Annotated in this window: 16 protein-coding genes; 9 read left to right on the top strand and 7 right to left on the bottom strand. The window is 32.7% G+C overall.

All coding sequences use genetic code 11. From position 1 onward, the window contains the following. Positions 1–38 precede the first annotated feature (38 nt). A complete protein-coding gene (apaG, locus tag Q4Q40_RS21785) occupies positions 39–425 on the bottom strand; it encodes a Co2+/Mg2+ efflux facilitator ApaG/CorD (protein ID WP_303304168.1) in 387 nt (128 codons plus the stop codon). Between the two features lie 107 nt (positions 426–532). Next, entirely contained in the window at positions 533–1,783 is a 1,251-nt protein-coding gene (locus tag Q4Q40_RS21780) for a type IX secretion system plug protein (protein ID WP_303304167.1), read from the bottom strand. Positions 1,784–1,940: 157 nt separating this feature from the next. On the opposite strand from Q4Q40_RS21780, the gene Q4Q40_RS21775 reads away from it, so the two are divergent. From Q4Q40_RS21775 to Q4Q40_RS21745, 7 genes are all read left to right on the top strand, one after another. Next, complete coding sequence (locus Q4Q40_RS21775; RefSeq protein WP_303304165.1) at positions 1,941–3,296, top strand: Na(+)-translocating NADH-quinone reductase subunit A; 1,356 nt, start codon at positions 1,941–1,943, stop codon at positions 3,294–3,296. Continuing rightward, positions 3,296–4,522 carry an NADH:ubiquinone reductase (Na(+)-transporting) subunit B gene (locus tag Q4Q40_RS21770; RefSeq protein ID WP_303304164.1) on the top strand — a complete coding sequence of 409 codons (1,227 nt, stop codon included), beginning with the start codon at positions 3,296–3,298 and terminating at the stop codon, positions 4,520–4,522. Before Q4Q40_RS21775 ends, Q4Q40_RS21770 begins: the two co-directional genes overlap by 1 nt. 2 nt (positions 4,523–4,524) lie before the next feature. After that, the gene (locus Q4Q40_RS21765) at positions 4,525–5,265 is read left to right on the top strand and encodes a Na(+)-translocating NADH-quinone reductase subunit C (RefSeq protein ID WP_303304162.1); all 741 of its coding nucleotides are present in this window, start codon (positions 4,525–4,527) and stop codon (positions 5,263–5,265) included. A gap of 2 nt (positions 5,266–5,267) precedes the next feature. Continuing rightward, positions 5,268–5,912: an NADH:ubiquinone reductase (Na(+)-transporting) subunit D gene (locus Q4Q40_RS21760; protein WP_303304160.1), complete on the top strand. Its 645-nt coding sequence runs from the start codon at positions 5,268–5,270 to the stop codon at positions 5,910–5,912. Between the two features lie 73 nt (positions 5,913–5,985). Further along, complete coding sequence (nqrE, locus tag Q4Q40_RS21755) at positions 5,986–6,771, top strand: NADH:ubiquinone reductase (Na(+)-transporting) subunit E (protein WP_303304159.1); 786 nt, start codon at positions 5,986–5,988, stop codon at positions 6,769–6,771. Position 6,772: 1 nt separating this feature from the next. Further along, a complete protein-coding gene (gene nqrF, locus Q4Q40_RS21750) occupies positions 6,773–8,083 on the top strand; it encodes an NADH:ubiquinone reductase (Na(+)-transporting) subunit F (protein WP_303304264.1) in 1,311 nt (436 codons plus the stop codon). Between the two features lie 85 nt (positions 8,084–8,168). Beyond that, positions 8,169–9,038 carry a DUF4846 domain-containing protein gene (locus tag Q4Q40_RS21745; protein ID WP_303304158.1) on the top strand — a complete coding sequence of 290 codons (870 nt, stop codon included), beginning with the start codon at positions 8,169–8,171 and terminating at the stop codon, positions 9,036–9,038. Positions 9,039–9,053: 15 nt separating this feature from the next. Here Q4Q40_RS21745 and Q4Q40_RS21740 read toward each other — a convergent pair whose 3' ends face one another. Continuing rightward, positions 9,054–10,493, bottom strand: a complete 1,440-nt coding sequence (locus Q4Q40_RS21740; protein WP_303304157.1) for an SLC13 family permease — start codon at positions 10,491–10,493, stop codon at positions 9,054–9,056. 113 nt (positions 10,494–10,606) lie between these two features. Here Q4Q40_RS21740 and Q4Q40_RS21735 point away from each other — a divergent pair, with 113 nt between their 5' ends. Both Q4Q40_RS21735 and Q4Q40_RS21730 read left to right on the top strand, forming a co-directional pair. Then, complete coding sequence (locus tag Q4Q40_RS21735; RefSeq protein WP_303304156.1) at positions 10,607–10,984, top strand: DUF8840 domain-containing protein; 378 nt, start codon at positions 10,607–10,609, stop codon at positions 10,982–10,984. After that, on the top strand, positions 10,985–11,959 hold the full coding sequence (locus Q4Q40_RS21730; protein WP_303304155.1) for an FAD:protein FMN transferase: 975 nt from the start codon (positions 10,985–10,987) through the stop codon (positions 11,957–11,959). It begins immediately after the preceding gene. A 13-nt stretch (positions 11,960–11,972) separates the two neighbouring features. Here the strand turns inward: Q4Q40_RS21730 and Q4Q40_RS21725 are convergent, their stop codons facing one another. The 4 genes from Q4Q40_RS21725 to Q4Q40_RS21710 form a co-directional block, all read right to left on the bottom strand. Then, a complete protein-coding gene (locus Q4Q40_RS21725) occupies positions 11,973–12,341 on the bottom strand; it encodes a DUF423 domain-containing protein (protein ID WP_303304154.1) in 369 nt (122 codons plus the stop codon). 23 nt (positions 12,342–12,364) lie between these two features. After that, the gene (locus Q4Q40_RS21720; protein ID WP_303304152.1) at positions 12,365–13,132 is read right to left on the bottom strand and encodes a class I SAM-dependent methyltransferase; all 768 of its coding nucleotides are present in this window, start codon (positions 13,130–13,132) and stop codon (positions 12,365–12,367) included. Between the two features lie 37 nt (positions 13,133–13,169). After that, the gene (locus Q4Q40_RS21715; protein WP_303304151.1) at positions 13,170–13,547 is read right to left on the bottom strand and encodes a GxxExxY protein; all 378 of its coding nucleotides are present in this window, start codon (positions 13,545–13,547) and stop codon (positions 13,170–13,172) included. Positions 13,548–13,858: 311 nt separating this feature from the next. Next, positions 13,859–13,993, bottom strand: coding sequence for a GxxExxY protein (locus Q4Q40_RS21710; protein ID WP_303304263.1), 135 nt, complete (start codon positions 13,991–13,993; stop codon positions 13,859–13,861). Positions 13,994–14,055: the final 62 nt, after the last annotated feature.

Here is a 14,055-nt window from a genome sequence, read left to right as displayed (position 1 = left end):
TTGAAAACGCTAAATTATTAGCAAAAAGATTGAATGGTCTAATTTATAGCAAAAGGAGCGCTAAGTTTAAAAGTAGGTATAGTTACTTTAAACTTTTTAGTAGTAGTAAAGTTTATCATACTATAATGACCTTGCATAGCTCCAAAAGGAGAGGTAAGCAAACATCCAGAAGTATAAGTGTGAGATTCTCCTGGTTTCAAAACGGGTTTTTTACCAATAACACCTTCGCCAGAAACTATTTCAACATTATTTAAAGCATCCAAAATCTCCCAGTGGCGTGCATTAAGCTGCACAGAATCTTTACTTTGATTTTCAATAGTTACGGTATATCCAAAAGCATACTGCATTTTATAATTTTTATAAAATGAGCCTTCAAAAGTGGTGATCACTGATATTTTTATGCCTCTTGTAACTTGTTGAACCATGCTAATACTGAGTGTACAAAGTTTTTGTTGGTGCTAAAATAATAAATATTAAGTGGTTAGCGATGATTTTTAACGTCTTTGGTAAAAAAAATAGTTAAAACGCACTATTAATTAGAAATATTGATAGAACTTCCTTCACCAAGACCAATAATTTTGTCGTATCGCGCACCTAAATCTCTATAGTAAACAATCACCTTGTAATTGTTTTCTGTTTGATAGAAGTTTCCACTAATAAAACCTTCATCAATACTTTTATTACTATTTACAACAATATACTTATAGTTATAAAAGCCTTGTTTTAGTAACATATCATTTGTATAAACGTTACGAGATTCATCAAAAATCATTTTGGTACTTTCGTCAATAGCATAATTATTAAAATTACCATATATGTGAATGTCTTTGTTTTTTAAAGATTCCGTAGGAAGTAATGAGAAATGCATCCAAACATAATCTGCTTCAATATCTGGATTTTCTGCATCAAGGTTTAGAATAACGTAGTTCCCATTAATATCTGGGTTATAGGTATAAGGTTTATTCGCTCTCTCAAGGTTTGCGTATAAATAATTATGGTATAAATCTTTTAAATCGATACTTTGTATTCCTGTATTTGCAGCCCGTACATCTTTGTTTTCGAAATACAAAAATTCATTACCACCCCAAAAACTAGTTTCTGTATCGTATTTGTAAATTAACTGATTACCAATAGTATATTGCGGTTTTATATTTGAAATGGCTGTTTTTAGATTGTTGTTTTGAACGATAACAGTTTTTACATTTTGTACAGGATTATTAAATTGCATGGTGTTGGAATCAATAACAATCTCAATACGTTGTTTTTCTTGAATAACTCCGATATCGCGTGAACGCTTAACAATAACACCAACATTAGAGGTGTCTTCATAAATCATGAATTTTCTTGAAAAAACAAGGACATCATCATTATCAAAAATAGAAAGCATATAATTTCCTGAGACTTTTAAACGCCTGGTTTGTGTGTTAGGAATAGTGAGTTTATAATGAGAATAAATTTGATAAGTGTTAAAAGAATTCTCGTAATTTCTAATACGTTGGTTGTCAAAACCATCCATGTATTCAGATTTTATTAAAACAGAAGGTGTCCAATCAGCATTAAAATGCTCCACTTTATAATAAAAATCGTCTTCATCACCATTTAGAACATCAAATTCTAAAACAACATATTCACCGAGTTTTAAAATTGGTAATTGTGTTTCTGGGGTATCACCTTTAAAATTGATAGTTTTAATATGATCTGGTGGATTTATTTCTTCTACCTGAGACAAAAGGACTAAAGGGAAAAATATAAAAAAGATGGTTTGTTTAAACTTTAATGGCATTTGTAAGCAGTTTTTTGCATAAAGATAAGCAAAAATGATGCCCGATTTTTAAGTTCTTCAAAAGCATGTAAATTTCTATCAAAATTATTATGAAAACTGTATTTTAAATTCGTATTTTTGCACCGATTTTTAGACAACTAATTTCAATAAAAAAAATATGTCAAACGACATTCGCATTAAAAAAGGTCTAGACATTAAACTTAAGGGTGAAGCTGAAAAAACCTCAGAAAAGGCAATTTTAAGCAACTTTTATACTTTAAGACCTGAAGATTTCCACGGCGTTACTCCTAAATTAATATCTAAAGTTGGTACAAAAGTAAAAGCAGGTGAAACTGTTTTTTTCGATAAGTCTAACGAAACTATCAAGTTTGCTTCTCCAGTTTCTGGTGAAATTTTAGAAATTTCTCGTGGTGAAAAACGTAAAATTTTAGCAATTAAGATTCAAGCAGATAAAGAACAAGCTTACCAGGATAATGGTACGTTTGATGTGGATACTGCCAATTCTGAAACTGTTAAATCACATTTATTAGCATCTGGTTGTTGGCCGTTTATAAAACAACGCCCATACGATGTTATTGCAAACCCAGATAAAATGCCAAAGGCTATTTTTATTTCAGGGTATGCAAGTGCACCATTAGCTGCCGATTTAGATTTTACTTTGCAAGGAAAAGAACCTGAATTACAAGCTGCTATTAAAGCTTTAGGAAAACTTACCGAAGGCAAAGTACATGTGTCTGTTGGAAAAAATGGAAATTCTCCATTAATAGGTTTAGCAGGTATTACATTGCATAAAGTTTCTGGACCACATCCATCAGGGAATGTAGGAACACAAATAAATAAGATAGATCCAGTAAATAAAGGAGAGGTTGTTTGGACAGTAAATCCTCAAGACCTGGTTATTATTGGTGAGTTATTATTAACAGGAAAGTTTAATGCCGAACGTATTGTCGCTTTAGTAGGTTCTTCTGTTCAAAAGCCAAGGTATTTTGTTACCAAGATAGGAAGCGAAGTTGCTACTATGGTTTATGATAAAGGCATTTCTAGAGATACTAACGATCGTATTATTTCTGGAAACGTATTAACGGGAAAACAAATAAAACCAGATGGTTACTTAGATTATTATAGTAATGTTATTTCTATAATTCCAGAAGGTAATGACTACGAATTTTTTGGATGGACTAAACCTGTTTTTAATAAAGTATCTATATCTAGAGCGCTTACTTTTTCTTGGTTAGCCCCTAAAAAAACATACGATTTAAATACCAATACCAACGGTGAACATCGTGCTTTTGTAACTACAGGAACTTATGAAGAAGTTTTTCCTTTAGATATTTTTCCTATGCAAGTTTTAAAAGCATGTTTATATAAAGATTTAGATGAAATGGAAGCTTTAGGAATGTATGAAGTAGCTCCTGAAGATTTTGCATTAACAGAATTTGTATGTGTGTCTAAGCAACCACATCAAAAAATAATAAGAGAAGGTTTAGACTTAATGCTTAAAGAGATAGGATAATGGGTTTAAAAGATAGTTTACATAATTTTAAGGAAAAGAATAAGGACAAGAAGTGGTTACCTGCATTTTCTGCAATCCACACGTTTTTATACTTACCAAACGAGACTACACATAATGGTACGCATATAAAAGCAGCCGATGATTTAAAACGTACCATGAATACCGTTATTATGGCGATGGTACCGTGTTTAATTTTCGGAATGTTTAATGCTGGTTACCAACATAATTTAGAAATCGGAGATATTCAGGCAGCAGCAGGAAGTTTCTTTAGTTCGGAGTTTTGGACTATGGATAATTTCTTGATTGGTTTCTGGAAAATATTACCATTAGTCATTGTGTCTTATGCTGTTGGTTTAGGAATTGAATTCATATTTGCCATCATTAAAGGGCACGAAGTAGAAGAAGGGTACTTAGTAACAGGTATGTTAGTACCACTTATTGTACCAGTAGATATTCCATTATGGATGCTAGCAGTAGCCATTGTATTTGGAGTTGTAATTGGTAAAGAAGTATTTGGTGGTACAGGAATGAATATATTAAACCCTGCATTAACTATTAGAGCCTTTTTATTCTTTGCTTATCCAACATGGATGTCTGGAGATAAGGTATGGGTTGAAGGTGCTGTGGAAAGAGCTAATAACATTGCTGCAGGAGCCAATCTAGATGCTATTTCTGGAGAAACAATATTAGGAAGTCTTGCCCAAGGAAAAGCTGCAGGTTATGAAGTTATGGACATGTTCTTAGGGTTTATTCCTGGTTCTGTTGGAGAAACGTCAACCTTATTAATTGTATTAGGTGGGTTATTCTTAATCTTTGCAAAAATAGGAAGTTGGAGAATCATGTTATCATCTGCTTTAGGTGCTATAGTAATGGGATTAATTTTTAATCAAGTGGTTGATTCTGGTTGGATTACAGAAAGTAGTAAATTCTACGGACTAATGAGTACAACATGGTGGCATCACTTACTTATTGGAGGTTTTGCTTTTGGTACGGTGTTTATGGCAACAGATCCAGTAACAGCGTCTCAAACCAATAAAGGAAAATGGATTTACGGATTTTTAATTGGTTTTATTTCAATTTTAATTCGTGTATTTAATCCAGCATATCCAGAAGGTGTTATGTTAGCGATTCTATTAATGAATGTGTTTGCACCTACAATTGACCATTATGTGGTTCAAGGTAATATAAAACAAAGAATGAAACGTTTAAAAGCAAAAACAGCTTAATCATGAGTAAAAAAACGGATTCAAACATATATACCATACTTTTTGCCATAATCATGGTAATAGTAGTTGGAGGGGTACTAGCGTTTACAGCTTCTGCCCTAAGACCAAGAATTGATAATAACGAGCGATTAGAAAAGCAGCAAAACATTTTGTATGCTATGGGCGTTAATGCAAACGATGAAAGCAGTGCTATTTTCGTTTCTACAGATGAAGCTCCCGAGTTGTTCTCTAAATACATTACTAAGCAATTAGTTATACAAGGTGATGATGTAACAGAAGACTCTGAAGCCTATTTAATTGATGTGAAAAAGGAACAAACCAGTGCTAAAGCAGGTAATAAAAGACGCTTACCATTGTTTGTTGGTACTAAAGATGGAAAAACATTTTATATAGCACCTATTAGAGGTAAAGGACTTTGGGATGCTATTTGGGCATATGTTGCTCTAGATGCTAATATGGTTGTTCAAGGTGCTTATTTTGATCATAAAGGAGAAACAGCAGGCTTGGGTGCTAATATTAAGCAACGTTATTTTATGGATGATTTTATAGGTGAAGATTTAATGAGCAATGGAAGCTTTAAAGGCATTACAGTTGCTAAAGGAAACAATGATCCAAAGAATATAGATAAAAATGATAACGAGGTAGATGCAATTGCGGGAGCCACCATTACTGGTGACGGAGTTTCTGCAATGCTTAAGTCTGAATTAAGACAATATGTACCTTATTTTAAAACATTGAAATAATTATGGGACTTTTATCAAAAAAAGATGTAGCATTAATTAAAGATCCATTAGCAGATAATAACCCGATTACTATTCAAGTATTAGGTATTTGTTCGGCATTGGCAATTACAGCAGAATTAGAGGCGGCCATAGTAATGTCTGTTTCTGTGTTGTTTGTATTAGGAATAGGAAACGTAGTTATTTCTTTAATGAGAAACATTATTCCGTCAAAAATTAGAATCATTGTTCAATTGATTGTAGTGGCAGCCCTAGTAATTATTGTAGATCAAGTGCTAAAAGCCTTTGCTTACGAGTTAAGTAAGACACTTTCTGTATTTGTTGGATTAATTATTACTAACTGTATTATTATGGGACGTTTTGAAGCATTTGCTTTAGCTAACGGACCATGGCGTTCGTTTCTAGATGGTATTGGTAACTCGTTAGGTTATGGTGTTATATTAATTATAGTAGCATTTTTTAGAGAGTTATTGGGAGCAGGTACTTTATTAGGAATTAAGGTTTTAGGAGATCCTATTGAAAAAACGGGTGTCTACCAATATGGCTATGAGAATAACGGATTTATGTTATTAGCGCCTATGGCATTAGTCGTTGTAGGGATTATTATTTGGATACAACGTAGTAGAAACAAAGCATTAATAGAAGATTAAATTAGTATGCAGTTGGCAGTTGCAGTAAGTAGTTACTGAACACTGAACACTGAGATACTGAATACTAGAAAAAATGGAACATATAGAATTATTTTTCAAATCAATATTTATAGATAACATGGTTTTTGCTACATTCCTTGGAATGTGTTCTTACCTAGCCGTATCTAAAAAAGTAAGTACAGCTGTTGGTCTTGGTGCTGCTGTTATATTTGTATTGGCTATTACGGTACCTTTAAACTGGTTATTAGATCAGTATTTATTACAACCTGGTGCATTAGCATGGTTAGGTGAAGAATATGCAACTTACGATTTAAGTTTCTTATCATTCATCATGTTTATTGCAACCATTGCAACGATGGTACAATTAGTAGAAATCGTGGTTGAGAAATTTTCACCATCGTTATATAACTCACTTGGTATCTTTTTACCACTTATTGCTGTAAACTGTGCTATTTTAGGAGGCTCTTTATTTATGCAATCTCGTGAGATTCCAACTTTAGGATTAGCAACAACTTATGGTATCGGATCAGGAATTGGTTGGTTTTTAGCAATTCTTGCTATTGCAGCGATTCGTGAGAAAATAAGATATTCAAACGTACCGCCAGCATTACGTGGTTTAGGAATCACATTTATTATTACAGGTTTAATGGCCATAGGTTTTATGAGTTTTGGTGGGATGCTAACTGGTGGTGATGAAGAAGGAGCTAAAGAAGAGAAAACAGCTTCTGTAGAGACGCATGAAGGTTTAAAAGGAAACGAAAATGTCACGTTGAGTACTACTTCAAATACGCTCAGTATAAATTCAGTCGAAACATCTGAAGAAAAAGTGATAGCTAACAACATAAAAGTAAATGAGTAATATGATCTTAGCAGCAGGAACATTAGGAACAATTATAGTAACCGTAACAGCTTTTTTAATTATTACATTGTTGTTGGTAGCATTGCTATTATTTGTAAAGCAAAAGTTGTCACCATCAGGTCCAGTAAAAATTACCATCAATGGCGAAAGAGAAATTGAAGTAGCCTCTGGAGATAGTTTATTATCTACATTAGGTGCTCAAAAAATATTTTTACCATCAGCTTGTGGAGGTGGTGGAACATGTATTCAATGTGAATGTCATGTATTAGAAGGCGGAGGAGAAGCACTTCCAACAGAAACACCTCACTTTACACGTAAAGAATTAAAGGAAGGCGCACGTTTATCATGTCAGGTTAAAGTAAAGCAAGACATGAATATTACCATTCCTGAAGAAGTTTTTGGTATTAAAAAATGGGAAGCTACCGTTGTACGTAATTATAATGTGGCTTCTTTTATTAAGGAATTTGTAGTTGAAATTCCTGAGGATATGGGGTACAAAGCAGGAGGTTATATTCAAATAGAAATTCCTAACTGTGAAGTTAAGTTTGCCGATATGGACATTACTGCGCACCCAGAAGAACATGAAACACCTGATAAGTTTCAAGCAGAATGGGATAAATTTAACCTTTGGCCTTTAGTAATGAAGAATACCGAAACAGTTGAAAGAGCCTATTCTATGGCCTCTTACCCAGCTGAAGGGCGTGAAATTATGCTAAATGTACGTATTGCGACACCACCATGGGACCGTGCTAAGAACGGTTGGATGGATGTTAACCCAGGTATCGCATCTTCTTATATATTTAATCAAAAACCAGGCGATAAAGTAACTATTTCAGGACCTTATGGCGAATTCTTCATCAACGAGTCTGAAGCAGAGATGCTTTATGTTGGAGGAGGAGCAGGTATGGCACCAATGCGTTCTCATTTATATCACTTATTCAGAACTTTGAAAACAGGTAGAAAAGTGTCGTATTGGTATGGAGGTCGTTCTAAACGTGAGTTGTTCTATTTAGAACATTTTGAAGCATTAGAAAAAGATTTTCCTAACTTTAAATTTCACTTAGCATTATCTGAACCCATGGAAGAAGATAATTGGAAAGTAAAAAAAGATATTAATGATACAGAAGGAGATGGTTTCGTAGGATTTATTCATAATTGTGTTATAGATAATTATTTAAGTTTGCATGAGTCGCCAGAAGATATAGAATTATATTTCTGTGGTCCTCCATTAATGAACAAAGCAGTTCAAAAGATGGGTGAAGACTTTGGTCTTGCTGACGAGAATATTAGATTTGATGATTTTGGAGGCTAGACAATAACTGTCTTTTCATACTTGATATTAAATCATATAAATTAAACCCAATACGAAAGTGTTGGGTTTTTTCGTTTAAGAGTTTATGAAAAAAAGTTTCTTCGTTATTTGTGTCTTAGTACTCACTATGGTTTTAGTATATCAATTAAAACCTGTTAAAAAGAATGTGACAGCTTTAGTCGCTTCAGTTGAACCCCAAAATTTAATAAACGAAGATAGTTTAACGATTAAATCAAGAGTAATAGTTCCTGAAAACTATAAGCGCGTTACCTATTCTAAAGGATCGTTTCAAGACTATCTTAGAAATTATAAATTGAAACCATTCGGGAGTAAGATTATTAATTATGATAATTCAGAATATTATTGGCAACTGGGACACATTGGTATTTTGGAAATTCCTGTGCCTAAAAATGGATTACAACAGTGTGCCGATGCTTTAATTAGAATAAGGAGTGAATATTTATGGGATAATCAAAGAAAAGATGAGATTGGTTTTAATTTCACCAGCGGGCATTACTGTTCCTGGAAGCAGTATGCAAAAGGATACAGACCAAAAATTAAGGGCAATAAGGTCACGTTTCATAAATCAGCATCCGTAGATCATTCTAAAGAAAATTTTTATAAGTATTTAAACTTGATTTATATGTATTCTGGAACACTCTCGTTGTATAATGAATTACCTAAGATAGAGGATGCAAAAGATCTTGAAATTGGAGACATGTTAATTAGAGGAGGAGCTCCTGGACATATTGTTATGATATGTGATGAAGTTGTAAATAGTAAAGGAGAAAAACTATATTTATTATTTCAAGGTAACACACCTGCGCAAAGTGTTCATTTAGTTAAGAATTTAGAGGATTCGAATATGTCGCCATGGTATCAGCTTAAAAAAGATGCTGTAATTCCTGTTTCAAATTACACCTTTGGGAGTTCTAAATTTGTTCGATTTAAATAATTTTCCTAGCTAAAATTAAAAAATTAAAGGCACACAATATTCGAATACCAATATCAATAATACAACAGCTATTAAATTTAGTACAATACCAACACGTGCCATTTCATGCACTTTAATAAATCCGCTAGCAAATACGATAGCATTGGGGGGCGTTGCCATAGGTAACATAAAAGCACAACTACTAGCCATCGTTACAGGAATTAATAAATAGAGAACAGGAATCTCTAATCCGATAGCAATACCCGCCACAACAGGAGCGAGAACAGAAACTAAAGCAACATTGCTCATTAATTCAGTCATAAATAGCATTAAGATTATAAGTAAAGAAGCCATTAATAAAATACTAATATTACTATTCGCAATAGTTGTAGCAACTAAATCTACAATACCACTTGAAGACATACCTTTAGCTAAAGCTAAACCACCGCCAAATAAAATTAAGATGCCCCAAGCTAGTTTTTGAGTATCACTCCAGACTAAAATAAAGTCTCCTTTTTGTATGTTAAAAGGAATTGTAAAGAGAGCTAAAGCTCCAAAAATACTAATCATAGTATCTGTTAACTCTAAACTAGGAATGAAAGAGTTAATAACAGTCCTGAATATCCAAAGAGCTACCGTAATTCCAAATATAACAAGCACATGTTTTTCCTTTGCCGATGTTTTACCAAGCTTTTTTAATTCTGAATCTATAACGTTATGAGACGTTTTAAACTCTAATCCCGTATTGGGAAACATCCCTTTTACCATAACTAAGTAAATAATGGAGATTAAAAGAATAGAAAAAGGGAGTCCTAAAACCATCCAGTTAAGAAATGATATTTCAATACCATATTCATTTTCAAGTAATCCTATTAAAACAGAATTTGGAGGTGTACCAATAACAGTAGCAATACCACCTGCATTAGCAGAAAAAGCAATGCCAAGCATAACACTAATTGCAAAATTTTGATCCTTCTTAGTGAAACCATCTTCATCATCAATAAGTAATTTTATAACCGACATGGCGATAGGAAGCATAACAACGGTACTTGCAGTGTTGCTAATCCACATGCTCATAAAAGCTGTAGCAATCATAAATCCTAAAATAACTTTATTGGGGGTTGTGCCCGTCCTTTTTATAATGTTTAAAGCAATTCTTTTATGAAGGTTTACTTTTTCTAAAGCTAATGCAAGAACAAAGCCCCCAAAAAATAAAAACACAATAGGGCTCCCGTAATTTGCGCCAACATCACCAATAGGCATTACTTTAAGCAAAGGAAATAGAAGTAAAGGTAGTAATGCTGTTACCGAAATAGAAACAGCTTCCGTAACCCACCAACTAACCATCCATAACGCTATTGCTATAACATGATCTCCTTTTTCGGAAACAAGCTCAAAGGATAATAATTGAATAATAATGAAAAATAGAGGTCCTAAGAATAGACCTATTTTTTTAGAAACCGGAAACTTGATCATTGAGATATTTTAGAGAAGAATTTAATTTTTTTGAATTCATTTGAATTTTAATGATTTATAAAGTTAACCATTTTTTTATTTTAACATAAGTAGAAAAATATTAATTTTGTTACATGAGCAAACCACTTACGAAACAGGAATTACATAATTTAGCTATGAACCATGTTGGAGAAGAGTTAGTGGAACAAGGTTTTGAATTTATAGCTGTAAACAGTAAGCTTAAAAAGCATCCACAGTTTGTTTGTATCGATAAAAACAAGCAGTATTATTTTGTTATAGTAAGAGCTGTAGTATTGCCAGAAAATCCTAATAATTATGATGTCGTTTGGATGGAGTCGTTTAAAAAGCATGCTCGTGAAAAGAACGCAAAAGTTTTATATGCAGGTGTTGGATTAGGTAATGCAAATGGCGAAAAAGGCCCCATATTTTTAGATGAAGAATACCTTTTAGAGTATAATGGGATACAGGTTTTAGAAACAAATTTTAACTAAATGAAACATCTTACAAGTCTATTAATTGTTTTCGTTTTAATGTCTTGTAAAAAGGAACCAAAAAACACAAAACTTTCTGGAACCATTTTTGGAACATTTTATGAGGTAACCTATAGTTCTGATGTGAATTATGAAAAACAGGTTGATAGCTTATTTTATGTGATTAATAAATCGATGTCTACGTATCAAGCAAACTCAGATATTTCTAAATTAAACAGAAACGAAACGATTGAAATTGATGCCCATTTTAGAAACGTATACGACGTTTCTAAAACAATTTATAAAGAAACCGAAGGTGCTTTCGATCCTACCATTGGAGCTATTGTAAATGCATGGGACTTTGGTCCAGAAGGTAAAATTGTAAACTTAGACAGTTTGAAAATTGATAGCTTGATGCATACCGTTGGCTTTAATAAAGTACATAGAGATCATAATACTATTACTAAACCAAAAGGAACATTTTTAGATTTTAATGCGATAGCAAAAGGCTATGCGGTAGATGTTATTGCAAGCTTTTTAGATACTAAACATACTCATAACTATATAGTTAATATTGGAGGGGAGCTTCATGCCAAAGGACTTAATGTTGAAAAGAACAGTGGTTGGAAGGTCGGTATTGAAAACCCTAATTTTGATGATACCCAGTCCCTTTCCAGAACACTTGTTTTAACGAATGAGGCTATGGCAACTTCTGGAACGTACAGAAAGTTTAAAATAGATGAAAATGGAAATCGGTACGCCCATATTATTGATACTAAAACGGGCTATCCAAGTAAAACTAATTTGCTAAGCATTTCTGTTATTGCAAAAGATTGTATAACAGCTGATGGGTATGCTACGGCATTTAAAGCTATGGGTGTTGAAAAAGTAAAAGCGTTTTTGAGATCACATCCAGAATTTAAAGTGTATCTTATTTTTGAAAATGATAAAAAAGAGTTGGAAACCTTATCTTTAAATGGGTTTCCTGAAGAGTAACTGATTTTTAGTTTTATAAAGCGTTAATTAGTAAAAGGAGCCAGCCAATAACTAAAAGTAAACCACCTATTGGAGTAATAGGACCTAAAAACCGCAACTTTTTTCCTTTAGCGTCTGATAATACTAACCCATAAATACTAAAAGAGAATAATATAATTCCCAAGGTAAAACACCAGTAGACCGCAGAAGTTAGGCTGTTAGAATTTAAACCTATAGCTAATAATACAATAGCATGATACATTTGGTATTTTACACCAACTTCAAAACTATGTAACTGTTCGGTAGATAAAATTTTTTTTAAGGCATGAGCTCCGAAAGCTCCAAAAATTACAGATAGCATACCAAATAAAGCACCTGTAGCAATTATAATTTGTTGTGTCATGAAAAAATAGATTTAATATCTTATTATTTATAAACTACGGGAATAATTTCACCTTTTGCTAAACAATACTTTTCAATAGCTTCATTTGAAAGGTTAGCTGTGTAATCTACTTCTTCAACCTTAAAACCAATACTACGGAGTTTATCAAAATAATCACGGCCATATACACGTACATGATCATATTGTCCGAAGATTTTAGCACGCTCTTTTTTATCTGTTATCGTATCATCTTCAAAAGTGTTTTCCCTTGATAAATCTTGTGGAATTTGGAGAATCCCCATGCCTCCAACTTTTAATACCCGATACAATTCTTGCATGGCTTTGGTATCGTCTGGGATATGTTCTAAAACGTGATTACAAAGAATAATATCAAAAGTATCATTTTTAAAAGGCAGATTACAAATATCGGCTTTCACATCAGCCAAAGGAGAATTTAAATCGGTGGTTATATATTCAAGATGATTCATCTTTCTAAACCGTTTGTAAAAGGCTTGCTCTGGAGCAAAATGTAATACTTTTAAAACGTCAGGTTGAAAGAACTTAGTTTCGTTTTTTAAATACAACCACAATAACCTATGACGTTCTAAGGAAAGCGAAGAAGGTGATAGTACATTATTACGTTGTTTACCATAACCATAAGGCAAAAAGCTTTTAAAGCTTCTGCCATCTATAGGATCGGTATATGTGTTGCCTTTTAAAAAATACGCTAAAACAGGACGAATAACGTAACTCAACCTAATGAGTAAAGGTCTTGGGATAAAATTTAGTATGAATTTAAAGAGTTTTTTCAATTTGTTACGCTGAGTTACACAGAGAATTCGCAGAGATTCACTGAGGGGTGTTTATAAATCGTTTAATGCCGTTTTTTAAAAGTTTGGTATGGAAGTTTATTAATAATCCTAAAGGATACTTCCCTAATTTCATATAAGTTAATATTTGAGCAAAATGGACATCGCTAAAAGTTTCAACTGTTTTAAGTTCTACCACAATTTTATTCTCGACTAATAAGTCAATTCTATAACCATGATCTAATTTTAGATCTTTATATATTATGGGAAGAGCCACTTCTTTAGTAACATTTAAACCTAAATATTTTAATTCAAAAAGTAAACATTCTTGATATGCAGACTCTAATAATCCAGGGCCTAAGGTTCGATGCACTTCAATGGCAGCTCCTATAATTTTTTTAGTAAGATCATTATTCATTAATTTTCTCTGTGTATCTCAGTGAATCTTCGCGCATCTCAGTGTAATAACCTATAACACCAAAGCATTCTGAAGTAACATTTAAACCTAAATATTTTAACTCAAAAAGCAAACATAATTTTTTCAGTAAGATTAATTACTATTCATTAATTTTCTCTGTGTACCTCAGTGAATCTTCGCGCATCTCTGTGTAATAACCTATAAGACCAAAGCAGTCTGAAGTAACATTAAACCTAAATATTTAAACTCAAAAAGCAAACATAATTTTTTCAGTAAGATTAATTACTATTCATTAGTTTTCTCTGTGTATCTCAGTGAATCTTCGCGCATCTCTGTGTAATAACCTGTAAACCTAAATATTTAAACTCAAAAAGCAAACATTCTTGATATTCAGACTCTAATAATCCAAAACCTAAGGCTCGATGCACTTCAATACCAGCATCTATAATTTATTACTATCTATTAATTTTCTCTGTGTATCTCAGTGAATCTTCGCGCATCTCTGTGT

This window comes from Flavivirga jejuensis (assembly GCF_030540765.1).
GTDB lineage: Bacteria > Bacteroidota > Bacteroidia > Flavobacteriales > Flavobacteriaceae > Flavivirga > Flavivirga jejuensis.
The sequence above is the reverse complement of the archived record's forward strand: the minus strand, read 5'-3'. Positions and strand labels throughout refer to the sequence as shown.